25 protein-coding genes and 1 pseudogene are annotated in these 24,532 nt (G+C 39.8%); 23 read left to right on the top strand and 3 right to left on the bottom strand.

Translation table 11 applies throughout. The features are described from left to right. The 15 genes from B3X18_RS01960 to B3X18_RS02030 form a co-directional block, all read left to right on the top strand. Window positions 1-619: type IV secretion system protein (locus tag B3X18_RS01960; RefSeq protein ID WP_286935087.1), on the top strand; the 619-nt coding region annotated here is incomplete at its 5' end. Then, window positions 619-1,404, top strand: coding sequence for a VirB8/TrbF family protein (locus B3X18_RS01965; RefSeq protein ID WP_005108930.1), 786 nt, complete (start codon window positions 619-621; stop codon window positions 1,402-1,404). The genes B3X18_RS01960 and B3X18_RS01965, both read left to right, overlap by 1 nt. A gap of 11 nt (window positions 1,405-1,415) precedes the next feature. After that, window positions 1,416-2,153, top strand: coding sequence for a TrbG/VirB9 family P-type conjugative transfer protein (locus tag B3X18_RS01970; RefSeq protein ID WP_005108929.1), 738 nt, complete (start codon window positions 1,416-1,418; stop codon window positions 2,151-2,153). Window position 2,154: 1 nt separating this feature from the next. Next, window positions 2,155-3,507 (top strand): TrbI/VirB10 family protein, encoded by a 1,353-nt coding sequence (locus tag B3X18_RS01975; protein ID WP_005108928.1) that lies wholly within the window; start codon window positions 2,155-2,157, stop codon window positions 3,505-3,507. A 16-nt stretch (window positions 3,508-3,523) separates the two neighbouring features. Further along, window positions 3,524-4,555, top strand: a complete 1,032-nt coding sequence (gene virB11, locus B3X18_RS01980) for a P-type DNA transfer ATPase VirB11 (RefSeq protein WP_005108927.1) — start codon at window positions 3,524-3,526, stop codon at window positions 4,553-4,555. Next, complete coding sequence (locus tag B3X18_RS01985; RefSeq protein WP_005108926.1) at window positions 4,530-4,856, top strand: hypothetical protein; 327 nt, start codon at window positions 4,530-4,532, stop codon at window positions 4,854-4,856. Before virB11 ends, B3X18_RS01985 begins: the two co-directional genes overlap by 26 nt. A 3-nt stretch (window positions 4,857-4,859) precedes the next feature. Then, window positions 4,860-5,318 carry a hypothetical protein gene (locus tag B3X18_RS01990; protein WP_005404871.1) on the top strand — a complete coding sequence of 153 codons (459 nt, stop codon included), beginning with the start codon at window positions 4,860-4,862 and terminating at the stop codon, window positions 5,316-5,318. An 11-nt stretch (window positions 5,319-5,329) separates the two neighbouring features. Next, window positions 5,330-6,577 (top strand): lytic transglycosylase domain-containing protein, encoded by a 1,248-nt coding sequence (locus B3X18_RS01995; RefSeq protein WP_005108924.1) that lies wholly within the window; start codon window positions 5,330-5,332, stop codon window positions 6,575-6,577. Further along, the gene (locus tag B3X18_RS02000; RefSeq protein ID WP_005108923.1) at window positions 6,574-8,094 is read left to right on the top strand and encodes a type IV secretion system DNA-binding domain-containing protein; all 1,521 of its coding nucleotides are present in this window, start codon (window positions 6,574-6,576) and stop codon (window positions 8,092-8,094) included. Before B3X18_RS01995 ends, B3X18_RS02000 begins: the two co-directional genes overlap by 4 nt. Before the next feature lie 17 nt (window positions 8,095-8,111). Then, a complete protein-coding gene (locus B3X18_RS02005) occupies window positions 8,112-8,312 on the top strand; it encodes a hypothetical protein (protein ID WP_005108922.1) in 201 nt (66 codons plus the stop codon). Window positions 8,313-8,357: 45 nt separating this feature from the next. Further along, entirely contained in the window at window positions 8,358-9,071 is a 714-nt protein-coding gene (locus B3X18_RS02010) for a lytic transglycosylase domain-containing protein (RefSeq protein WP_286935089.1), read from the top strand. A 22-nt stretch (window positions 9,072-9,093) separates the two neighbouring features. Further along, window positions 9,094-9,387, top strand: a complete 294-nt coding sequence (locus B3X18_RS02015; protein ID WP_005108920.1) for a TrbC/VirB2 family protein — start codon at window positions 9,094-9,096, stop codon at window positions 9,385-9,387. A gap of 13 nt (window positions 9,388-9,400) precedes the next feature. Further along, window positions 9,401-12,112 carry a type IV secretion system protein VirB4 gene (locus B3X18_RS02020; protein ID WP_005108919.1) on the top strand — a complete coding sequence of 904 codons (2,712 nt, stop codon included), beginning with the start codon at window positions 9,401-9,403 and terminating at the stop codon, window positions 12,110-12,112. Continuing rightward, window positions 12,109-12,750, top strand: coding sequence for a type IV secretion system protein (locus B3X18_RS02025; RefSeq protein ID WP_005108918.1), 642 nt, complete (start codon window positions 12,109-12,111; stop codon window positions 12,748-12,750). The genes B3X18_RS02020 and B3X18_RS02025 overlap by 4 nt, the downstream gene beginning before the upstream one ends. 65 nt (window positions 12,751-12,815) lie before the next feature. Continuing rightward, a complete protein-coding gene (locus B3X18_RS02030) occupies window positions 12,816-13,055 on the top strand; it encodes a hypothetical protein (protein ID WP_005404872.1) in 240 nt (79 codons plus the stop codon). Between the two features lie 39 nt (window positions 13,056-13,094). On the opposite strand, the gene B3X18_RS02035 is transcribed toward B3X18_RS02030, so the two are convergent. After that, a protein-coding gene (locus B3X18_RS02035; RefSeq protein WP_085947548.1) for an IS3-like element ISAba21 family transposase occupies window positions 13,095-14,260 on the bottom strand; the annotation gives its coding sequence in 2 pieces (ribosomal slippage) (window positions 13,095-14,002 and window positions 14,002-14,260; 1,167 coding nt in all). Window positions 14,261-14,322: 62 nt separating this feature from the next. Between B3X18_RS02035 and B3X18_RS02040 the strand changes: the two are divergent. The 8 genes and pseudogenes from B3X18_RS02040 to B3X18_RS02075 form a co-directional block, all read left to right on the top strand. After that, a pseudogene (locus B3X18_RS02040) lies at window positions 14,323-14,475 on the top strand (phosphonate ABC transporter ATP-binding protein); the annotation flags it as partial. Window positions 14,476-14,591: 116 nt separating this feature from the next. Then, window positions 14,592-15,323 carry a phosphonate ABC transporter ATP-binding protein gene (gene phnC / locus B3X18_RS02045; RefSeq protein ID WP_004757460.1) on the top strand — a complete coding sequence of 244 codons (732 nt, stop codon included), beginning with the start codon at window positions 14,592-14,594 and terminating at the stop codon, window positions 15,321-15,323. Window positions 15,324-15,390: 67 nt separating this feature from the next. Further along, complete coding sequence (gene phnD / locus B3X18_RS02050; RefSeq protein ID WP_005404861.1) at window positions 15,391-16,263, top strand: phosphate/phosphite/phosphonate ABC transporter substrate-binding protein; 873 nt, start codon at window positions 15,391-15,393, stop codon at window positions 16,261-16,263. An 18-nt stretch (window positions 16,264-16,281) separates the two neighbouring features. Continuing rightward, window positions 16,282-17,079, top strand: a complete 798-nt coding sequence (phnE, locus tag B3X18_RS02055) for a phosphonate ABC transporter, permease protein PhnE (protein ID WP_004757464.1) — start codon at window positions 16,282-16,284, stop codon at window positions 17,077-17,079. A gap of 41 nt (window positions 17,080-17,120) precedes the next feature. Next, window positions 17,121-18,128: a phosphonate dehydrogenase gene (locus B3X18_RS02060; RefSeq protein ID WP_005071472.1), complete on the top strand. Its 1,008-nt coding sequence runs from the start codon at window positions 17,121-17,123 to the stop codon at window positions 18,126-18,128. Then, window positions 18,125-18,982: a LysR family transcriptional regulator gene (locus B3X18_RS02065; protein WP_005404860.1), complete on the top strand. Its 858-nt coding sequence runs from the start codon at window positions 18,125-18,127 to the stop codon at window positions 18,980-18,982. Before B3X18_RS02060 ends, B3X18_RS02065 begins: the two co-directional genes overlap by 4 nt. A 543-nt stretch (window positions 18,983-19,525) precedes the next feature. Beyond that, window positions 19,526-20,170, top strand: coding sequence for a recombinase family protein (locus B3X18_RS02070; protein ID WP_034686051.1), 645 nt, complete (start codon window positions 19,526-19,528; stop codon window positions 20,168-20,170). 42 nt (window positions 20,171-20,212) lie between these two features. Further along, window positions 20,213-20,617, top strand: coding sequence for a hypothetical protein (locus B3X18_RS02075; protein ID WP_245114333.1), 405 nt, complete (start codon window positions 20,213-20,215; stop codon window positions 20,615-20,617). Window positions 20,618-20,718: 101 nt separating this feature from the next. Here the strand turns inward: B3X18_RS02075 and B3X18_RS02080 are convergent, their stop codons facing one another. Beyond that, the gene (locus B3X18_RS02080; protein ID WP_005108951.1) at window positions 20,719-21,156 is read right to left on the bottom strand and encodes a hypothetical protein; all 438 of its coding nucleotides are present in this window, start codon (window positions 21,154-21,156) and stop codon (window positions 20,719-20,721) included. Window positions 21,157-21,206: 50 nt separating this feature from the next. Then, window positions 21,207-24,125 (bottom strand): AAA family ATPase, encoded by a 2,919-nt coding sequence (locus B3X18_RS02085; protein WP_034672425.1) that lies wholly within the window; start codon window positions 24,123-24,125, stop codon window positions 21,207-21,209. Between the last annotated feature and the right edge of the window lie 407 nt (window positions 24,126-24,532).

The following is a 24,532-nucleotide window of genomic DNA, read 5'->3' on the forward strand; positions in this document are numbered from 1 at the left end:
TGAAGTTTTCCTAGATGATGTGCCGAACCTGATCACTGAAATGACAGGCACCCATTCCAAAACCACACTTCAATCATTTGTTTCTATTATTTTTGAAGCTATCGCACTGGCGTTTAACAACATTGACACATGCATCACCAACGTTGTGTGTGTCTTTTTCTTCGTCCTGATTTACTCCTTTATCTTCGGGCTGGCTTGTCTAGTTTGTGCTTTGTTCTTCCTGATTTGGGTCATTTGCAAAGTAATCATCGGGATTTTAATTGCTGTTGCCCCTATTTTTCTTGCTGCTGCAATGTTCCCAGCTACTCGTAGATATGCGACCAACTGGCTTCAAGCAGTATTAACTCCAAACGTGGTTTTACTACTACTGATCGTAAGCTGCGACCTAGTTTTAACTTCAGTAGTGAAGGGTATCCAGCACTTAAATGATAACGGCAGCACCTTCACAGGGGCTTTTGTCATGGTCATTGTTCTGCTTGTTGTAGTAGGTCTTTTCGCAATTATTCCAAAAATTGCAATTTCTCTTGTCGGCAGCGGTTTTGAAGCTTCAACCAGTGCAACTACAGGTGTAACCAATTCTGCGACTAATGCAGTTAAACGCTTTGGGAGTAAACGATAATGCTACCTCAAACTAAAGATCAGCTAGACGCTCAATTTAAAGCCCTTCAGGAAAGCGTTAAAAAGAGTGAAAACCGTAACGGCAAAATTACACTGTGGTCGCTGGGACTTTGTGGGGTTTTAGCAGTAGGAAATATTACTCAAGCAATTGCTAACTACAATCTAACTCCATTAAAAACAACCGAACCGATCATTGCCGTGATTGATTCCGAAACAGGAATCATGACCCAAGTTGAACGTTTTGATTCAACTACTGACCCTAAGCTAATCGAAAAACTTGTTACTTCTTACTTTTGGGACACGATTTCTAGCCGATATGGTTATTACGGCAAAGTCGGAAAAGATCAGCTTGCAGCTCAATACAGTAAAACTTCCACTTTCTTAGATAGTAAAGATCGCTCTGATTTTGAGAATGAAATTAGCGGATTAAATAGCAATTCACCTTACAACTTACTCGGTGAATCAGGCTCTATCACACCTAAAATTATTTCATTGAACTTTCTAGGAAATAACAAGGTACAAGCGAATTTCAAAACTACCGTTGTTAAGGGCGCACAAGTACAGCAATTCAGCTACACAGTTACCGCAGATTATGTGACTGACAACTTCGATGACTTATCTGTAAAAGATCGCTGGATTAACCCGTTCGGGGTCAAATTTAAGAATTGGAACTTAACACAGAACTCGTCTAATGATGCCCTGATTGCACCGCCAAGCAGTCCGGTACTTCCTACGCCTGAATCTGTGCCTGCCCCTGAATCTGCAACTGCACAAACAACAAATTAAGGTAGATCAAAATGAAAAAAACGCTCATCTCAATACTACTTGCTGCAACGTGCATTGCTTCCGCTCCAAGTTTTGCAAAGCAAATCCCTGTCGGCTTAAAAACTGATGGTCGAATTAAAACTGTTCCATATTCTGAAAACCATGTTGTTGAACTTTCTACAACTTTCGGCATTAGCACTGTGGTCGAGTTTGGAAATGAAACTATCCAGACTGTAGCGTCTGGTGACACGATTGGCTGGCAGATTATCCCGCAGGGGAATCGCCTTTTTGTCAAACCTGCAGAAAAGCCACAAGCGGGAATGAACCGTACAAACTTGACCGTGATCACTGATAAACGGAACTACTACTTCAACCTTTTCAATTCAAGCCAGCCTGTCTATGTACTTCGTTTTAACTATGCAGACGTAAATAAAACGAACCGTTTAATTGCTCAACAGAATGCCCCTAAACGTGCATTGGGCGAACTCCCTATGACAAGTATCAAGTGGGGCATGGATGCCACTCATAGCAAATCAATCAAGGTCTTGGGTGTTTCTGATGACGACCAATTTACCTTTATTCGTTTAGGTAAAAATTCACCTCGCCCAGCCGTTTATGCGGTGAACGGTGAAGGCTATGAAGAACTAACTAACTCACGCCAAGAGGGTGACGTAATCGTGATTGAAAGCGTGTCGGATGCTTTCACTTTGCGTCTAGGTAATGAATATGTCTGCATTCTGCGTAAACCTAACGTGATCGGAGCTAAATAAGATGACTAATAAAAATGAATTCGATACCCCTGATAACTTCAGTACCAATGATCACGTTTTTTATGGTGATGAGAAAAAAGGGAAAGATGATTTTGAGATCAAAGATGATTTTTCTGAAAAGTCTAAAACGTCTGTAAAAGACATGGATAAGGCAAAGTTAATCAAAGTAGGTGTAATCTTATTTGTAGTGATTGGCTTAGTTATTTCTGCTGTCTATTTCAAGCTGCAAAAGAACAAAGAATCACGACTTGAATCAGGTGTTGAAACGGCTGTCGCTAAACCTGTCACCAATATTGAAGGTACAGGTCTAAGTGAAGATAGATTCGGCTTCGGTGGACCACAACCGATTCCAGCTTTAACAGAACCGAACCCACTGCCAACGGCTAATGAAAAGTCACCTGAACAGCTAGAAATGGAACGTCAATTAGCTGCACAGCAACAACAGCTTGCAATGGAACAGGAACAGGCACGACAACAAGCCATTGCACAGCAACAAGCCCTTCTAAATGCCCGCTATAAGTCGGGAATTATGGTTACTGGTCAAAGTCAAAGTAATAGCGGGATTAGTCCTAATAATGCTGCTGGTGATATGGCTGGCGTACCGCCTGAACTTATGCCGTTATTTATGAGTATGCAATCATCCCAGGCTAACAATAACGGTGGTGCAAATACTTCTAATGTGAACCCTCGTATTGCAAATAACTCTGCATCTTCTATGGGTGGTCGTTTCGATTCCAGCACTACTAATCAGAAAGCCCCTATCGCTCATGCAAGCTATAACGCTGACCGCAGACTACTCATTCAACAGGGCAAGATTGTTGATGCAGTTTTAGAAACTGCCGTTAAAAGCGATCTGCCAAGTAACATTATTGCCCGTGTGACAACAGATATTTACGGTGAACAAGGTCGAAATCGACTGCTGCCTGCGGGTACTCGTCTTTTTGGTCAGTATTCCTCAATTGTAAATGATGGACAGGCTGAAGTTGCTGCGGTTTGGAATCGTGCAATTACTCCTAACGGTGTTGAGATCATGCTTGATAGCCCTAGCACAAATGGGCTGGGTGTCGCTGGCTTAGGTGGCAAGGTAAACAACCATTACGGCAGAATTTTCGGCACAGCTACGCTTTTAAGTGTGATCGGTGCGGGTGTAAGCAATGTAGGTGTAAGCAGTAGTGATCAAAATAATGCGTCCCAAGCGTACCGTACTGAAGTAGCTAACTCTTTCGGTAATCAGGCTGATCGTGTTCTGCAACGCAATCTTTCAATTCCTCCGACAATTACAGTGCCACATGGCACACGTATTAAGGTCTTAGTCGCTAAAGACTTGGATTTTTCTACAATCTTTAATCAATAAAGGCGGGGGGAATATCATGTCTATTCTTGTCCTTAAAGATTTAGAGAAAGCCTTTGGTGAAGATATTAACAATGATGATATTACTGAGATTTCAGTAAATAAGCCTTGTGAGTATTTCGTGGCTATGAAAGGCACAAGGGACATGATTAAAAGAACTAATCCTGATCTTTCTTATGCACTGTTAAAACGTCTTGCTGAAAGCATTGCGACTACTACTGAACAGACAATTTCAGAAGCCCAGCCTTTGCTTTCGGCACAGATTCCTTCACCTACTCATGAAGGCTTATATTTCCGTATTCAATTCGTGCGTGACCCTGCTGTTACTACAGGGTCTATCGCTTTATCTATCCGTAAACCAAGTGTTCTAAGCCTGCCATACAGTGCTTATGAATCTATCTTGAATGCAGTTGAACCGTTCAACGCTATTTCTTCTAAAGATCAAGAATTGCTTGATCTCTATGAAAGTCGTCAATTTCATAGCTTTCTGCATAAAGCAGTTGCCTATGAAAAGAACATCATTATTTCTGCTCAAACTGGTGCAGGTAAAACCACACTTTTTAACTCTTTAATTCATGATGCTATCCCTTTGGGTGAACGCCTAATCACGATTGAAGATGCTAAAGAGCTACGCCCGCCACATGAAAATACCTTGCAGCTTTACTACTCAAGGGGTGGACAAGGTAAGGCTAAAGTTACTGCTCAAACGCTTATGGAAGCCTGCCTACGTTTATATCCAAAACGTATCTTACTTGGTGAGATTCGGGGGGCAGAAGCCTTCACTTATTTGAACTTAATTTCTTCAGGTCATGATGGGTCAATCGCAACCCTTCACGCTAATGACCCGCTTAATGCAATTGATCGTCTAACTCTCATGGTTTTACAAGCTGGTACTACGCTGACAAGTGATCAGGTCAAAATGTTTGTAAAACAAAGTATCGACATTATCGTCCAACTCGGCAGAACGGAAACTGGCGGTTATGGCTGTTCAGCTATCTACTTCAAAACTTTTGAGGATTTGAAAAATGAAAAAAATAATATTCATGCTTAGTTTTTTAGCTTGTGCAGCTTGCTCATCCAAAGGCATAGATGGCGAATATAACCGTATTGAACAGACAGCTTTTGAACAAACCAACGGAATGAGTAGCGGTCTGATCGTTGCCGATCAAGGTTCCAAAGTCACTTTAAAAAATAGTTGGGGTGATGTGGCTTTAAACACAGTTAAGAAAGAAGAAAAACTGGTTATCCAATATCAAAACCAAGATGCCTTTCTGCTGGAACAGAAAGGAAATGTGATCACGCTGACTGATGTAGATAATCCTGATCAGACATACAAATTTAAAAAGGACTAAGCCATGAAAAAAATTACCCTTGCTGCTTTTGTCTTTGTAAGTCTGACCGCAGCCGAAGCACAGTTACCGCAGACTTTTACTCAAGTGCTTCAGTCTTTTGCTCAAGATAATCGCTTAATCTACATTCCTGAAACCCCTAATCAGGGCGATTACATTACTTATAAATTTTCTAGTGATGCCAGTTGTCAATCTGAAAGCTGTGCCGATCTGAAAGTCTATTACAGCATTGACCCCAACTGTGTGCCTGCCAGTGTTGGTTTATTTGGTGAACTACCTGTACGTATTCCAGGTGATGCAAAAGCCCTTTTTATTTCTCCCACTATTTCTGATGTTTCTAGCCAAGCTAAGGACTTTCTACGTGTTCAAGTTAAAGGTGGGTGCTATGAGTTTTCTATGGGAGAAAAAGGCTCACATTTTAAAACTCTAGTGGATTTGGCTAACCGTTTGGCTGCTGCTAAGTAAGGAATACAACTATGAAGATAAAAAAATTATCACTTCTAATATTAGTTGGATTAAGCAGTATCAGTGTTGCGTCTAATCTTCCTTATCATGATGTAGTCCTTTCTGCTTCAGCTAAATATGGTTATGACCCGCTTTTAATTCATGCTGTTATCGAAAAAGAATCTTCACATAGAAATACAGCAAGATCAGGTGTCGGGGCGCAAGGCTTAATGCAATTAATGCCTGCAACAGCAAAATCTCTCGGTGTATCTAATCCTAATGACCCTGTTCAAAATGTGAATGCTGGTACTCGTTACCTTAAGCAGCTTAACTCGCAATTCGGAAATATGCCCCACGCTCTTTATGCGTATAACTGGGGGATGGGTAACTTACGTGCTTATCTGAAAGGCACTAAAAAAGTAATGCCAAGAGAAACCCAAGAGTATGTACCAAAGATCGCACAGTTTTATAAAAACTATGGTGGGTCAGGTAACTATTTCGGTGGCAATGTTATTAAAGGCACTAATAATGCTCAAGGCAAGCCAGCTACAACGGCAATTGAAAATGAAAACTCCAAAAAGATTCGTGAAAAGCTGGAAGTCCAAAATGCTTGTAAGCCTGTAAAACTGCCTGAAGCCGAACAGGTAGATATTGATTCACCTATCACTCTACCTCCTATCCCTCCGGTTACTGGCGGGGCGGGTAAAACTGTTTTTGACCCTACTAAAAATGCTGATGCTGCATTACAGGTAGAGGAGTTAATGCGCCAGATTCAAGTATTACGTGGACAATATGACAGCATTACAAAAGGTTTAGCGGGTCTTGGTCTTTTAACCAATGTCGCTCAACTTGCTGGCTTTGAACTGCCTAATGGCTTCTCTGCTGAACCTACAAATATCTTTAATACCCCTAGAGAACAAAATGCCTATAACGAGCTTCAACGTCAGATCGCTACGGATACAGGCGTTTATGCCAGTAAAGAACTAGGGAAGATCCAAAATCTCACTGCTGCAAGAGTTAATACCGCTTATGTGGAAGCAGAAGTTGCTTGGACACAAATTAATTGCAGTTTTGAAAACCTCAAGTCTTTGGCTGCGGTCAATACCAACACTTTGAAGCAGTCAAAAGATTTAGCAAATGCGCTTGCTGTAGAGAACAGCATGATCGTTGCCAATCAAGCTAAGTTAAAAGCCAACATGCTTATGATGCAGTCGAGCATGGAGAGCTACAAAGTAGCTTCTCATCAGGCAGTACAGAAGTTTTTAGGGTCAGTGAAATGATGAATGATCAAAGCCAAAAGATTTTTAATCAGTCTATCCTGATTGTTATTTTTTCCGTGATCACGGCATGGGTAGTATTACTGCCTAAGTTTTTTATTATCCCTCAAGAACAGAAGGTTAAGGCTATTCTGTATGCCTTGCCATTGACCTTTAAAACGCCTTTATACGTTTTGATTCTCTTAGTGGTATTGGTCATTAGCTGGGTGATCGCTTGGTTTTATTTTCAGAACAATAAAACCCCTTTTGCTGGTGAACGGTACGTTAAAGTTTTGCGGGGCTTACAGCTAGTTAGCCCCTATAAATTTAAGAAACTGACGACAGAAAAAGGCTATCAGATTCGTTTTTGTGGTATGCCAGTTCCGAAAGATTTGAAGTACAAACACTTCCTTTTAACTGGTGGTACTGGTCAAGGTAAATCCGTTTCTATTAGTGATTTCTTAGATTCTTGCGTATCTGATGCCCGCAGTAAAACCCGCTTAATTGTTGTGGACCCTAACGGCTCATATACAAGTTTGTTCTATAAAAAGGGCGATGTGATTTTTAACCCTTTCGATGCTCGATCTGTAAGCTGGTCAATCATTAATGAAGTAAGAAACCCTTATGATATTGAAACTTACTCAGCTACATTGATTCCAAAATCTTCCGATGCGAAACATGAAAACTTTAATAGTATGGCTCGTACAATTATTAAGTCTGCTATGTCTAAAGTTCTGGAAATGCCAGACATATCAAAATCAGCAAAAGCACAATTGTTCTTAGATACGTTATTAAACTCTAGTGATGATCAATTAAGAGATTTCTTGATGGGTACGCCTGCATTTAGTCTGCTAGGAAATACTGAACTGGTCGGGACGCTGCGAAGCATCATCACAACTTATCTCACGCCACATACCCACAATTCAATTGGTGATTTTTCCTTTAGAGATTACTTAAAAAATGGTGAAGGCAATATTTTTATTACTTGGCGTGAAGATCAATTAACTGCATTACAGCCACTTGTAAGCTGTATCACTGATGTTGTTTGTAGCTCATTACTTTCTGATTTCGACAACTATTCAGACTTTGTTTTTTGCTTAGACGAACTAGGCTCATTAAATCGACTTTCATACTTGGAAGCTGTGCTGACGAAAGGGCGTAAGCACAGACTTATTGCTTTGGCGGGTATTCAAAGTTTAGCCCAGCTTATAACAATCTATGGCGACAAATTCTCAATCACGCTAAGGGGCTGTTTTTCGTCATTTGGTGTATGTGCCGTAAACGCTCAAGACACTTATACCCCCCAAGAATATGAAAAGTCTTTCGGTGCAATCGAAGTATTACGAAAAATGAAATCTAGTCACAAGGATGCAAAAAGTGAGTTGGTAAAAGAGAAGGAAAATGTTGTTAAAGCTGAAGAAATAAGCAGCCTTCAACCACTTCATTTTTATTTAAAGTTTTCAGGTCATTACCCGCCTACTTTAGTAAAAATGAAGTACCGCTCTTATGCTAAAGTTGCGGCTTCTTACCAACAAAACTGAAAAAAGGAAATCTAAGCATGAAACGTGAACAACTATACGTGAGCGATGAATTTGCAGCTGAGTTTGACGAGTTTTTCTTACGCTATAAACGTGGTGAATTGAAAGTTCCTGAAGAATTACAGAACCGCAGATTGACAAGAAATTTAATATTCTTGATCGCCCTCGATCAGTATTTCAAAGAGAAACATAATTTTTCAAATAGTCCTTTTGAGGACTGAATCAAATAGAGTTATACTGTTATAACTCTACAAGGAATAATGACAATGTTCAGAAGATTAATAATCAGCTTTATTTGCACAACTCCTGTGCTGGTAAGCGCTTCACCTTATGAGGATTTAATTTACAAGCATTCTGTAGCTAACGGTTTAGACCCTAAGTTAGTTACAGCAATTATGGCAAGGGAGAGTGCATTTAAGCCTAATGCTCGATCTCCCAAAGATGCCAGAGGGCTTATGCAAGTTATTCCATCAACATCCCGAATGGTAGGCGTTGACCCTAGAAGATTATTTGAACCTGAACAAAGTATTATTGCTGGTACTCGTTACCTTGCTTTCTTAAACAAACGGTTTAATGGCAATCTGATCAAAATCATAGCTGGCTATAATGCTGGACACGGTGCGGTGGAAAAATTTGGCGGTATTCCCCCTTACCGTGAAACTAGAAACTACGTTACTTACGTCACAAGTAAATATCAAAAATTGCTAGGCGGTGGGGCATTAGAAAACTTTAATGCCCCCCAACCCAGCCCGATCTTCCCTGAAGCTAAAAGAAAAAATGACATGGTTGTCTTAGCTTCTTGGCAGCAAAATCAATACCCCGACTATTCCGCAGAATACCTACAAGATCAAAGCTATATCGCACAAGCTGAACCTGTGCGAGTTCGTATAAATAATCAGCCTTCAATTCAACAGCCTGCACAACCAACCTCATTTGTGCAGTCGCTCAATTCTAATGGGCGTTACGTCCAAGTTTTTTAATTAGTTAAGTTAGGAAAGAACTATGAAAAAGTCGAATTTTATTAAATTGGCACACCTCCCTGTAGCGTTTTTTGCATTGATCTTTAGCCAGGTGGCAAACGCAGCTTGGGGGCAAAAGTTTGCTTCAAAGCTGAACTCATTTAATGACGAATTAGTAATTGCAGCAGCAGTCGCTTTCGTAACTGGTGTGATCTGTTTAGCTATCACAATGATGGGCGGTGGTAGCGAGAGAATTAAACGCTGGGGCGTTGGTTTGGTAATCGCTGGCATTCTTTGTTTCATTGCCCCTGATTTGGGTAGCTTCTTCTTCAGCTAAACGGTGAGTGAACATGAGCAAAGCCACTGAAAAACAGGAACAGAAAGACCTTTTATTTGCGGGTCTTGCACGAGTGGCAAGGGTCGCAAATATTCCAGTAGATATTTTCGCTATCTTTTTTATTGTCGGTGGATTTCTCATTACTATCCTTGCCTTGCTAGGAAAAGTAATGACTGGCTTCTTCATCATTGCGGGGATTTATTTAGTCCTTAATGCACTGACCTATGAAGAAGATAGAGGGATTCAATACCTACTTTTTTCACTGAAAAGGAAATTTTCTAGAAAAATGGTTTTCGGTGGTTATAGCTTTGAAACCCATACCAAAACCAAAGATGAGGGAATTGAATATGATCAAAAACAACTAGCGAGTGGTGAACTAATGGAAGTGAGCAATTTACCCTATCTGACACCAATTGACAGCCACAATATTAAGCTCGTAAACGGTGATATTTTTACAATCCTGAAGATCACAGGTTTTGCATACGAAACCAAAAGCTATGAACAGTTGAAGATGCTTAAACGCTATCGAGCAGAAATGTTCAAGCAGCTCGGTAGCCGTTTCGTTGTTAGCGTTTACTATGATCGACACGAAGTAGAAACAGAAATACCAGAACCTCACGGCAATGAATTTTCTGATCACTTCCAACAGAAATATTATGAAAAGCTAAGTCAGGAACATATGTTCCAAAATGACATTTATATTTCTCTCCTTGTTCGCAAAGCTAACCCAAGTGAACCGCCATTTACCCGCCTAAAAAATACATTCTTCAGAGTAGATAATGAAGCTCAAATGCTCGCAGAATTAAGCAATGCTGTAAGTATGTTTAAAGAGTACCTTCAGGATGCTAACCCTCGTCAATTGGGCGTTTATCATAAAGATAATGTGATGTATTCCGAAGCGGTTAATTTTTTGGGCTACATGGTGAATTTAGAAAGAGCAGAGATACCCCTATACCCGACAGAGATCAGAAACTATTTGGGCTTTGTCCGTAAAGTATTTACTCCGGATGGAACAATTAAGTTTTATCATCCGAGTGGTGAAGTCACCGCAGGCGCGATTTACAGCCTACCAACGCCTAACTACCCTGAACATACCGATCACACGATGTTAGATGAGTTTTTGAAGGTAGATCATCCTCTACTTATTTCTCAAACTTTCATGATGATGGACAGAAGAAAGTCTATCAACATGAGTATCCAGCGTCAGAACCAGTTAAAAAATGCGAAAGATAAATCTGAATCTCAAATTGAAGCGATTAATCAAGCTGTAGATGATTTGGCTTCAGGTCGCATTCTGAATGGTATCTATTCTCTTAATGTACTTGTTACAGCTAAGAATGGTGCAGCCTTTAAAGATGCTATGCAGAAAACTAGCGGGGCTTTCCAGCGAAATCACATGCTGCCTAAAAAGGAAGATTTAATTGCTGAACCTACTTTTTACTCAACGTTAATTGGTAATTATCATTTACTCCAACGCCCTGCAACGATCAATACAACTAACTTTGCTGGCTTTGCCAGTATGCACAATAGCTCTATTGGTAAAAAGGAAGGCAACCATTGGGGCGAGTATGTTTTACAGTTAAAGACTGAAGGAAATACCCCTTATTACTTTAATTTCCATGAGGGTGATGTAGGTCATACTCGTATTACAACTGGTACTGGTGGCGGTAAAACAACTTTAATTAATGCTTTGCTCACAGCAGCAGATAAGTTTAAGCCCTATATTTTTCACTTTGATTTTGAATATTCAGCATCAGTTTGGATTCAAGCAATGGGCGGTAAACATACCGTTCTAAGTGAAATGGTGCCGACTGGTTGGAATCCGCTTCAGTTAGATGACACCGATCAGAATAGACTTTTCCTGAATAAACTTTTTGCATTCATGGGGCAAGACTATAACGAGGCTGGAAACCCGAAACCATTATCAGCAGCAGAAGAAAACAAAATTAAAGAAGTTGTAGAAGCAGTTTACAGCTATGAAAAAACTCTCCGGAGGTTAAGAAACTTTATCTCACTGTTTGGCATGGCAGAGAATAATAACCTTGCTGAACGCATGGCGAAATGGGCGAATAATGGTCATTTTGCCAATATCTTTGACAATGAAGGTGACAATTTCTCAATTGAAGATGCTCGTATCTTTGGTTATGAAATGAAAAACGTCATTAAAAATGATGTCGTGCTGGGTGCTATGTCTATGTATATCTTTCACCGTATTGATATAGCTATGTCAGAGGGTCGTCCGTTCATTGTGGTAGTTGAGGAAGGTCAGCGTTACATCAGCAACCCGATCAACTTAGCTTGGCTGAAAATTATGTTGACTACATACCGTAGACGTAACGGCATGATGATCTTCGTAACCCCTACCCCTGAAGTGATCACTAAGGATGACGATCTGATCGGGCAGTTTAAAACCTCAATTCTATTGCCGAACGATAAAGCCAACCCAGCAACGTATATGGGTAATGATCAAAATTCAGGATTAGGATGCACACAAACAGAATTTGAATGGATTGTTAATACACCGCCTTACTTACGTCAGTTCATGATTAAAAACTCTCATGATTCAGTCATTAGTAAGCTCGATCTAGGAAATATGTCAGAAATTATCCCAGTATTTTCAGGCAATGAAGTACGCCACAAGATGCTTGAAGAAACACTAAGTAAAAATGAAAACCTAACCTACTCCCAATGGGTTAATGAATTTAATAAAAAGGTGAAATCATGAAAATGAGCAAAACAAAAATCACGGCTGTAGCTTTTGCTTTATTGTTCACAGCCAATCCCGCTAAGGCTTGGGACGTTGTTTTTGACCCGACTGCCGTTGCTAACATGGTGAAGCAACTTGCTCAAATGAAGCAGCAGTATGAAATCATGAAAAAACAATATGAAAGCACAACAGGTAATACAGGTATTGGGACTTCAGGCGTAAAGACTGTTACTGATGTTGTAGCTGGTTCATGGCAAGATGTTGTTTCCAATCAGAAGTCTGGTGCTTTCGGCAGTGCACAAAAAACTTATGACAAGGTGCTTACTACTATCGGTAGTGAAGGCATGAATCAGCTTCTAAGCAATGATCAGTACAAGCGCAGCTATAATACTGTTAAGACAGGTTTTGCCTTCAGTGATGCTTCTTATAATGCTTTGAATGAACACGTTGCAAACCTTACTACTTTAAAGAATAAGATCAATTCGACTAAGAACATTAAAGAAGCACAGGACTTAGCTAATGCCATTGCAATTGAACAGGGTTATATCAACTCTATCGGTGCGAAGCTGGCTGCGGTCCAAACCAATTTAGCTTCAAATAATGCTTCATCAGGTGTCACCAGTACACAAAGTTTTAAATCATGGTTTGGTAACTAATCTTTTTTCTTACGGCTAACAGTTCTGACTGTTAGCTTTTTTTTGTCTAAATTTAGGTTTTCTATATGAAAAAAATTCTTGTCCCAATGATTACATTATTTACCCTGGACTACTCCCATGCTGAAACTATTAATACCCAACCTAAAGCAGTAGGACTAACCACTTCAAAAGGCAGTATAGAGGTTAAGACAGATGAGAAAACTGTATCTTTGAGCAAGGCACTAAATAGCCCTCTCATCAATACTGTGACTACTACCACAACTGAAGTGAAGGCTGAAAAAAAGATCCAAACTAAGCAGACTTGATATGTGCTGAATTAGCAGGAGACTTTCACTTGGGATATGCTAGGCAGCTAACCGATAAAAGTTCTCTGCTATTTGATTTGGCGTTTTAAAATCCAAACTCTTTTGAATTCTTCGCTGATTATAAAATAACACAATGTATTCTGTAATATCTGCTTTAGCTTCATCTCTGGTTTTATAGTTGCAATGATGCACTAATTCATTCTTGAGTATGCCCCAGAAACTTTCAATCGGTGCATTATCGTAACAGTCCCCACGTTTGCTCATTGAACCTTGAAAATCACATTTTTCCAGTATCTTTCGATATTCATGGCTGCAATATTGGCTGCCTCTGTCCGAATGAATAATTAAGCCTTTCGTTGGTTTTTGATTACGAATCGCCATAGTCAGTGCATTGCAAACAAGTTGTGCGGTCATACGCTCATTTAAGCTATAGCCAACCACTTGTTTCGTGTACAGGTCTTTTACTGCTGCCAAGTATAACCAACCTTCAGCAGTCCAAATGTATGTAATATCGCTTGACCATGCAAGATTGGGCTTAGTCATTGAAAACTGTTGCTCTAGTAAATTTGCGTAGATCGCTCGATTATGATCACTCTTCGTAGTTCTTTTGAAACGCTTATGACGCTTACAATACAGCTGGTTGAGCTTTTTTATTTGACGTACAGCATACGTACTGATTTTGATACCTTGCGCTTGTAAATGCTTAGTTAATCGAATATAGCCATAGCTTTGTTTAGTTTCCTCATGAGCTATTTTGACCAAAATTGTCTGTTGATTTCGCTGAACCAATCTTTTATTCATGCCTCGTTTTAGCCAATCATAAAATCGTGACACTGAAACGTGAAGTAATCTAGCCATAAAGCTAATCGGGAATAAATATCTTTGCTGTTTCATATAGGCGTACCTTACTGACTTTCTTTCGCAAAGTACGCTGCTGCCTTTTTTAGAAATTCACGTTCCATTTCAGCTGTTTTGAGCTGTTGTTTGAGCTTTTTATTTTCTTCGAGTAAGGCATTTAGATCAGGTGAATATTGTTTAGTGCCTGCTAAGGTGCCAGTCTTTGCTTTATTATTCCAATTTGAAAGAGTTTGCATTGAAATGCCAAGTTGTCTGGCTGTTTCCGATACATTGCCTTGATTGGCTTCAATCAATTTTATTGCTTCAACTTTAAATTCTGCGGTGTAAGTCTTCTGTTTCTTGCTCATGGTAAACTCCTGATGAGTGTCTATAGTTTACCAAGTTAAAACCTCCTGTTTTCTCAGCACACATCACCGCTGTAGTCAGCCTACATCAAGTCGATCTCGCTAAACGCTATGCTGACCGAATCGTCGGTCTGGCTCATGGCAAGGTTGTGTTCGATGCAATACCAGCGGCTCTGACACAAACGCATGTAACTGAACTCTATGAACAAAGCGTTTGAGTGCGATTGCTAATTGCTCGCAATAAAACTGTAACATTGAGTCGTTATGCTCACCTCATTATCTGATTTCGTAATCAAAAATAAAGATTGATTACAACAACGAGGGTCTGGCAGCAATGATTCAACTTCAAAATATTACCGTCCAGTACGGACAAATGATTGCGTTGCATCCAACTTCACTCACGTTTCAAGAGGGACAGTTTTCAGTGTTGCTCGGTGCCTCTGGTGCAGGCAAATCAACAATGCTCCGTTGTCTTAACCTGATGCAAAAACCCACTAGCGGCAATATAAACATTACAATGTTAGGTTCATTGTTGGACAAAAAAATATTGCAAGAGCATCGTCGGCGTACTGGCATGATATTCCAGCAGCATCAATTAATTGGTCGACTTTCTGTTTTGCAAAATGTGCTAATGGGTAGACTAGGTTATCACTCGACGCTTCGTACTCTTTTTCCTCTATCGAAGGAGGATCAATCTATTGGATTACACAGCCTTGACCGCGTTGGGCTACTTCACAAAGCACTCTCACGAGTGGATGAGTTAAGTGGCGGTCAGCAACAACGCGTGGGTATAGCTCGGGCATTAGCGCAGCGACCGGCACTTGTTTTGGCAGACGAGCCTGTGGCAAGCCTTGATCCAGCAACCGCCAACAAAGTCTTGGCGCTCTTACACCAGATATGCAAAGAAGACGGCATAACCGCTGTAGTCAGCCTACATCAAGTCGATCTCGCTAAACGCTATGCTGACCGAATCGTCGGTCTGGCTCATGGCAAGGTTGTGTTCGATGCAATACCAGCGGCTCTGACACAAACGCATGTAACTGAACTCTATGAACAAAAAGCGTAATTGAATTCAAACATTCCAAATATTACTCATAACCATTGTTTAACTTAAGAACTGAGGGGAAATAACCATGAAAAAGCTATTCGAAAAGCTATTCGCTGTACTGGCTCTAATATCGTTTAGCCTCTTAGGTAGTGTCACATATGCCGCACCTAATCCTGACCCCGGCACATTAAAAGTTGCTCTCTTGCCTGATGAAAATGCATCAACCGTCATTAAAAATAATAAGCCTCTAGAGATGTATCTTGAAAAAGCTCTGGGCAAAAAGATTGAGCTTATTGTTACCACTGACTATTCATCAATGATTGAAGGAATGCGGTTCGGTCGTATTGATCTTGCATATTTTGGGCCCTTGTCTTATGTATTGGCCAAACAGAAAAGTAAGATTGAACCATTTGCAGCAATGCAACAAAAAGGCACAACAACTTATCAGTCAGTGCTAATTGTGAATAAGGCGGCGGGCATCAACAACATCACAGATATCAAGAAAAAAGCCGTTGCCTGGGGTGACAAGGCCTCTACATCCAGCCACCTGATCCCCAAATCAATGCTTGCTGATAAAGGATTATTTGCCGGAAAGGATTACAAGGAGCATTTCGTAGGCGCTCACGATGCAGTGGCGATGGCAGTTCAGAATGGACACGCGCAGGCCGGTGGTCTGAGCAAGCCCATTTTCAAATCGCTCGTTCAGAGCGGCTTGATCGATCTAAACAAAGTGAAGGTCTTAGTGGAGTCAAAACCGTTTCCTCAGTACCCATGGACTATGCGCTCTAACTTAAAACCAGAGCTAAAAGTAAAAATTCGTGCTGCCTTCCTCGATTTGAAAGATCCGAACGTGTTGAAACCATTCAAGGCTGATGGATTCGGGCCTGCAACAGATAAGGATTACGATGTCGTGCGTGATTTAGGTAGTTTGCTAAAGCTAGATTTTTCCAAGTTCTAATTTTTTGAGGTCTCTACAATGAATACGAACTTCGAAGCCATATTGTCAGAGCAGCGCCAAAGCTGGAATCGAGTAGTTAGGTATGTGATATTGATTTTAGCTATTGTCGTCGGATGTTGGTATTACGTTGGTCTATTTGATGGTGAGCGTTTAGGCGAAGGCGTGCCAAGTCTTGTTAGTCTCATTGGTGAGATGTTCCCTCCCAACTTTAGTGAGTGGAGAGCATGGGTCAAGCCAGTGCTCGATACCTTAGCCATGAGTATTGCTGGAACCGCCATCGCTGTGCTTTTGTCCGTGCCCTTGGGTATTTTGGCTGCACGCAATACCAGTCCACATCCAGCGGTCTATCAGGCTGCGCGTGCTCTGTTAAATGTGTTGAGATCTGTTCCTGAGCTTATTATGGGTATAGTTTTCGTGGCAGCTGTCGGCTTTGGTGCACTGCCGGGTGTGTTGGCATTAGGCCTGCACTCAATCGGCATGATCGCTAAGTTTTTTGCGGAAGCGATTGAGCATACAGATCAAGCACCAGTTGAAGCTGCGCAGGCCGCAGGTTGCAGCCCGCTACAAGTGATATTTCATGGCATTTTTCCGCAAGTATTACCGCAAATGGCCGACACCGCGATTTATCGGTGGGAATACAATTTTCGCGCCTCAACGGTGATGGGAATGGTCGGTGCCGGCGGTATAGGTTTCGAGTTGATAGGATCGCTGCGTCTTATGCAATACCAAGAAGTATCCGCGATATTGCTGGTCATTCTTGGGATGGTGACGCTAGTTGATACATTCAGTTCATTCTTGCGTCGCAAGTTCAAGTAGCTAACCCATATAAAAAATCCGGTATACACATGAGGGTCCACATGAAACAAAAAATAGTTCTTACCCACTGGGTTCATCCTGAAATTATCGATTATTTACAATCTGTTGCGGATGTCGTTCCCAACATGACCCGCGATACTATGTCGCGCGCAGAATTGCTGGAGAGAGCAAAGGATGCTGACGCACTGATGGTATTCATGCCTGACAGTATCGATGATGATTTTCTTGCGTCCTGCCCTAAATTGAAGATTGTAAGTGCAGCACTCAAAGGCTATGACAACTTTGATGTCGATGCTTGTACCCGCCGTGGTATTTGGTTCAGCATCGTGCCGGACCTTCTGACCATCCCAACGGCGGAGCTGACAATTGGATTGCTTCTTGGCCTGACTCGCCATCTGGCCGAGGGGGATCGCCGTATCCGAACTCACGGATTTAACGGGTGGAGACCGGAACTATACGGAACGGGTTTAACAGGACGCACACTCGGAATCATCGGTATGGGTGCGGTCGGGCGAGCGATTGCGAAGCGCTTATCGAGTTTTGATATGCGGGTGCTTTATTGCGATGACATCGCCTTGAATCAAGAGCAGGAAAAGGCCTGGAATGCACGACAGGTGAGTCTCGATGAATTATTAAGTAGCAGTGACTTTGTTGTACCTATGCTGCCAATGACGCCGCAAACTTTGCACTTATTGAATGCAGAAACAATTGGCACAATGCGCACAGGAAGCTACTTGATCAATGCGTGTCGTGGTTCAGTTGTCGATGAATTAGCTGTTGCCGAAGCACTTGAATCTGGAAAATTGGCGGGTTATGCGGCAGATGTTTTCGAATTGGAAGAGTGGATCCGTGTTGATAGGCCAACAGCTATTCCGCAGGAGTTACTGACCAATACAGCGCAAACATTTTTCACCCCACATTTGGGGTCTGCGGTCGACGACGTGCGTTTCGAAATCGAGCAACTAGCAGCCAATAATATCTTACAGGCACTGACCGGCCAAAGGCCATCCGATGCTATCAATAATCCAATTTTGGAAGGCGTTAATTGATCAATCTTGAACGCGTAGTTACTTTTCTGGCTGTCGTGAATCGGGGTGGCTTTCGTGAAGCAGCCAAGCACACAGGGCTCTCACAGTCAGCTGTGACTCAGCATGTTAGGCGCCTAGAAGAGTCGCTGAGTGTCAATCTGATTGTGCGAAACAACGCAGGTAGTACGCTCACAGAGGAAGGCAAAGTGTTTTTGCCTTATGCGGAAAACCTAGTGCGCACCGGATCCAGAGCGTGCGCATTATTCGACACAAATCGTCTTGTAATAGGCGCGAGCTCGAATATCGGCATCTATGTATTGCCACCGCACTTGAGGCGGTTCAAGGAAACAGCAACTTGCAATTTTGATGTAGTCATTGGCGATAATCTTACCATTGTGAAAAAACTGGAAAACTTTGAAGTCGATGTGGCCATTATGGAATGGTGGGATCAACGAGAGGGATTTGATGCATGCGTTTGGCGAAGTGAAGCACTAGCTGTGATTGTGCCGGTGGAGCATCCGTGGGCCAAATTGGCGAGTATTCCATTAGATTGGCTGAAGGGAGAGAAATTGCTGGGGGGAGAAACAAGTAGCGGCACAGGGCGTCTGTTACAGCATTTTTTCGGAAGCGTGGCAGATTCTATTGGTGTATCTATGCAGCTTGGAAGCACAGAGGCGGTTAAACGGGCAGTACAGGCAGGCTTGGGTATTTCATTGGTGATCTCTTCGTCTGTGGTCGATGAGTGCGAGAGTGGTCGACTAAGAAGCGTTAAAATTGAAGGGATCACCCCCTACAAAAATCTTTACGTTATTTGTCGTGGCAATATGCTTGAAAATACACCATCGGCACATTTCAAAAAATTTCTACTTCAGTAGATGGATGGTATGTTGTTTATGCCAACAGTTAGAAAGTGTGAAGTTTGCCGTGACATATCATGATATTAGATTAAACCGTTCTGGAGTGTAGGGCACCAGAACGGCTTTTTATTGATTACTCACGTTCCACGCTTATTTACCAACCAATGTTCCAAGGTTTTATGTAGTCTCATTAACCCTAAAGCAGAAAAAATGTCCCGATAAAACAAGCATAGATGTCCAAGTATTATTGATTTTGCAAAACCCATAAAGTTTTAATTTTCTAAAATTAATATGAGACTTGATAAAAAACCGCCAATAATGGCGGTTTTTTATCAATAACAAGTTATGTATCGCTCAATAACATTCTATGTGTCGTAAATGACAACTTATGTGTCGTGTAATGGAGGCAAGATATTTTTTATTAGAACATTAAAAAACATAACAATAGGGTATACCCTATTGTTATGTTTTTATCCCTTGAATTTTATATAACAATAGGGTTGAAAGAATCTTTTGTTATATGTATAACAATAGGGTCTAAATTATTTTGTTATACCAAGCATGAAGCATCTAGCTGATAATCTCACAATTGATATTGAAGAACAGATAAAAAGTACGCCAGCCACTCAAACACTTGGCTATATTCGGGTATCTACAAAAGAACAAAATACAGCCCGCCAATTAGCTAATATCCAATGTGATGAAATTTTCATAGATAAGATTTCTGGTGCAGAATCGGACCGACCTCAATTAGAAGAACTCAAACGCCATGCCCGCAGAGGTGACACAGTGGTGGTTCATTCCCTAGATCGGCTATCAAGAGATTTAAATCATTTACTTGAATTGGTCGATTTCTTTAAAAAAAAGCAGGTTAATTTGCACTTTATTACTGAGAATATAAAATTCTATCCCGCTAGTAATAATCCAATGGATATTTTGACCTTTCATATCTTTGGTGGGATTGCTCAATATCAACGTGCAAATATCAGAAATGCTCAACAAGAGGGTATTGAGAGGGCTAAGGAAAATGGAGTTTATAAAGGTAGAAAGCCTGCTATCAGGGATGAAAAATTAGAAAATCTAAAAGAAGCCTTAAAGAATAAAGCTGCTGATTACAGTTACACTCAAATAGCTAAAGACTTCGGTATTACTTATATGAGCTTATGCCGTTATAGAAAAAGGTTTGCTGAAGAAACTGATAATTAAAGCTAATATACTGAAGGTTATGAAGTATCACTTAGGTAAATAATGAAAAATCTCCTTTATATAATGGCACTCTTAGTTAGTTGTAATACTTATGCAGAATGCCTATTAGAGACAAATCAAGATGAAGAACTAAGTATTGAGTTACAAAAAAAAGGATGGAACTTTGAAAAATACGATGAATTATGTCAAAAATTAAAAGCCGCTAATGCTGGTATACAAATTTCTCAAGTGGGCATGATTACTCAATATCAAACAACAGTATCAACTTCGATATTTCTATACCCACTAGAACTTCAGAAAAAATATAATCAGAGATTCTTATCAGAGAGAGGATTTTATGCAATAGCTAGTAATCCAATAACAACAACTGAAATGCAAAAAGGATTAAAGCATATCAATGCAAACTACGCATTGAACAGCCTAATAACAGATGGGGGGGTTGCCTGAAATGCTAAACAACATAGATAAAATCAGAAAAGTACTAAAACCCTAATTACTGATCTTCTTTAGAACCAAAGAAAAACCAACTTCAAGTTGGTTTTTCTTTTTTAATCATCAGTGGCGACCTTAACACCATATCCAATTAAACCTGCAAGGCTAGCATAGGCTATTTTGGCATAAATCGAACCCCACCAGACCGTAATTTTACTGGCACCAAATTCCCGAACCGTTTGCCCCATAAAATTAGTGGTTTCATAGAAATTTTTAGCAGAATAACCTAACGCAATATGATCAAGGACAGGGAATAAACTAAAAGCTAAACCTACTGCTGCTGCGGGGAAAGTAAACTCTCTTGGTAGACCGAATTTTCCAGCAATAAATACAAGCGATACCACGATAATTAATCTGATGATAGTCCATAGCATCACTGTGAAAGGCAAGTTAAAGATGCCTGCTCCCTGCCACGCAAGACCGCAGACAACTAACACGATAAAGCCTACAACTATCAGGAATAATACAAATTTATCATGATCATCTTTACTCATTAAAAAGTCCTTTATGGTTTGTTATTTTCACTTACTTATGCCAGGTGACGTTAGATTCTAGGTGTATTTCTAGGGGTAGTATTAAGATTGCTTTGCAGCTTCATCTTGTGATTAGGAGCATTCAAATTTTCTTCCGGTGCAGTAATCTTTTGCTTCAATAACTGCTCACGGTACTCGCTATAAACTTCAGTTTTATTGCGGGCAGTAAAACGGTGTGCGCTCTGATCTTTAAACTCTGTGAAGTACCGATCTGAATACTTAACAGAAAGTTTTTCAAATGGAATCTCATATTCCATATCATTGATTCGAGCTTTAATCATTGGTTTATCTTTCACCTTGTAGGCATCAAGAACCTTTAATTCTGTTCCCTTCTCAAAGGTTTCTTTCTTAAAGAATCCAGTCTTGATCTGTAACCCTTCCTCAAGTTTGAGAAGCTCACCTTTTGCAATTTTCATACCTCTAATGCTACCGATCTCATCACCTAAAATAGATTTAGATTTAAGATTCGCACGAACCTCGGTAACAATTTCTTCCTTCGTGAATGTACGATTCGCTGAAGTTAAAGCATGTATCTTCGAGTTAATTCCGTATATCTCCCGCTTATCTTCAATATGGTGGCGGTGATCTTGAAGATATGCTTTGATTAATTTTTCTTGTTTGTCTACTAAAGTGAAGTCTGTAGAAAATTCTTTCTTTTCTGATCGTCCTAGAACTTTTTTGAAGTTTTCAAAAGGTGTAACTTCTTTTTCAACAGGATTGTAATTCTGATCGTATGAGATTTTCCCATCTGGACGTTTAACGAATTCTTTTTCATTCGTGGTAAACGACATAGCAGAATAATTAATTTCGACATTATATTTATGTCGGGTCAAAGCAACATAAGTTAAATTAGCATTCATGTTCTCACTCGCCACAATATAGGCATTATCAACAGTCATACCTTGTGATGAGTGAATAGTATTTGCATAACCATATTTAAATTTGTTGTATTCATTTAAATCTACTTTAATGATCTCATTATTTTTATCTGACTGAACCATCATAAATTTAATGTTATTAAGATTATCTTTATCAAAACCGATTACTTTTGCTGTTTCACCATTACTAACTTTTAATTTTGAATCATTCTGCTTAAATACAATTTTTTCTCCGACAGTAATTTCAATATCACCGAAAGCAGTTTTAACATGATTACCAGTAGCAGAAAGTTGACCATTTTTAATTAATACATTTCTTGCCATGCGGTTTAATTCATTCACATCATTATTTGAATGAGCAAGCATTAACTTATTTTTGCTAGAATCTTCACTCCAAGATTTAATAGTTTTGGCTAGTGCTAGATCGTGAGATTCATATTCATTAACAGCATTAATGGTCTTATAAATATCTAATGCTTTGTCAACTTCATGCTTAGATAACAACTTAGATGCTTCAATCATTTTCTCTGATTCCTTCGCATATTTTTGTCGTTGTATATCTTCTAATGAAGCAATATTTTTCTTATCAAGGTTATCTTGAATATGAGCAAATGCAGAACCAGCACTAACAGCACTTAACTGATAACTATCACCAACAAGTTTTATTTGAGCATCATGCTTCTCTACGATCATGAGAAGTTTTTGCATGTCTCTTGAGCCGACCATCCCCGCTTCATCTAAGATCAAGACAGTCTTATTATTGATCTCAAAGTTACCACTTTCATATCGGGCAAGGAATGAAGCAATTGTACTGCTTGGAATATTACAATCGTCAGAAATAGCTCTAGCTGTAATTGCCTGCAAAGCAATACCATGAACTTTATAATCTGAAGTTTTGAAGGCTTCAGCAACAGCACTAAGAACATAAGACTTACCAGTACCAGCCGAACCATTTAGCAATGAGATTCGATCAGTAGAAGTCAAAGTATAATAGGCTGCTTCTTGCTCTCTATTGAATGTTCTTTTATCAGCAATTTTTACAGCATTTAAAGTGAATTTTTCAGTTAAATTAAATGGCTTCTGTACTCGACTTTGCTCATTGGCATTGTAGATAAATGCAGTAATAGAATCTTCAATTCCGACCAATTCTTTTGATGAGAATACAACCTTATCTTTCCCAAACAACATTGCCATATCAGGACAAGTCATTACAGCTTCATAGGCTTTAAGATATTGTTCTTGACTGTCAGTATGAGCCATAACAAAGCGCTCAAGATCACGGGCAGTAAATACAGACTGATTAGAAGTTAAAGCTCTAATAACTTCCGAAGGACGCTCAATAATAATTTCGCCATTTTGATGACGTATATTTTTTATATTTTCATTAATGAAATATTTATGATTACTAACATAATCAGCCCTGAAGTTTTGACTGGATAATTCAAGCCCCTGAGCCTTATAACTTCTATGATCTATACGAGCATCAAGACCTAAATTTTCGCAAAAATCGTTTACATGGTTAGCCCATGATAAGCGTATATCTGCCACAAAAACTTTAGATGAAAAATAGCGGTCTTTACCTGCCCCGCCCTTTTCAGGATTAGTCGGATTGTAGCGTTTAAAGTGTTGTACTTCGTCACGATCAATACCATCTAATTTTCTTTCACTAAACATCAAATGAATATGAGGGTTTTGTTCACCATCACTTGCTAATGGGCTATGAATTGCATAGAAATATGTGAAGTTTTTACCTAGAGTCTTATCTACAAATTCCTGTACTAATTCTTCACGTTGTTCTTTATTCAATTCTCTAGGCAATGAAATTTCTAATTCAGTATAAATACGTCCATTAATGCGTTCGTTCTTATCTGCTGACTTCCAAAAGTGAGCAGCATCTTTAGCCCAATTTGGTAAATTTCCTGATTTTATATTTTCTAAATCTTCTCTTTTGTATTTACCTTCACGATTTATATAAGCGTAATGGCTTGCCCCTCGACTTCCCGAAGAACCGTATTGCCTACCTGATTTAACTGATAAATGATAAATCGCCATAATTCGCCTATTTTGAATCTGCTTTTTTTGTTTCTCGGAGAGAAACGCGGAAGCGTGCATTCCAACTGCTGTTGTCATGATAACTTCAATATATATTCGCTACAAGGTGATAACCCTTAGTTCAGAAACCCCAAATCTAAGGGTCTATAAGGGACATGATTAATAAGGATTTTTTTAAGCTAGAAACTGTAATTTTTTGTTATTAGGTAGACATTAGGATATTTTTTTAAACTAAAGGACTGAAAGCCAATTTTAAGATTTTAAAAATCCTATGAAAAATGATCACCTGGCTAAATAGTTTTTCAATTCAAGTCATACTCAGAATAAATATTTCTTTAATTGGAAAAGTCAGAAATTAATAATTTAATATGATTTTTGTTGTTTAGTGCTGTAATAGATTTCCTCTA

The sequence above is a fragment of the Acinetobacter sp. UBA6571 genome, from assembly GCF_002434085.1.
Lineage (GTDB): Bacteria > Pseudomonadota > Gammaproteobacteria > Pseudomonadales > Moraxellaceae > Acinetobacter > Acinetobacter radioresistens.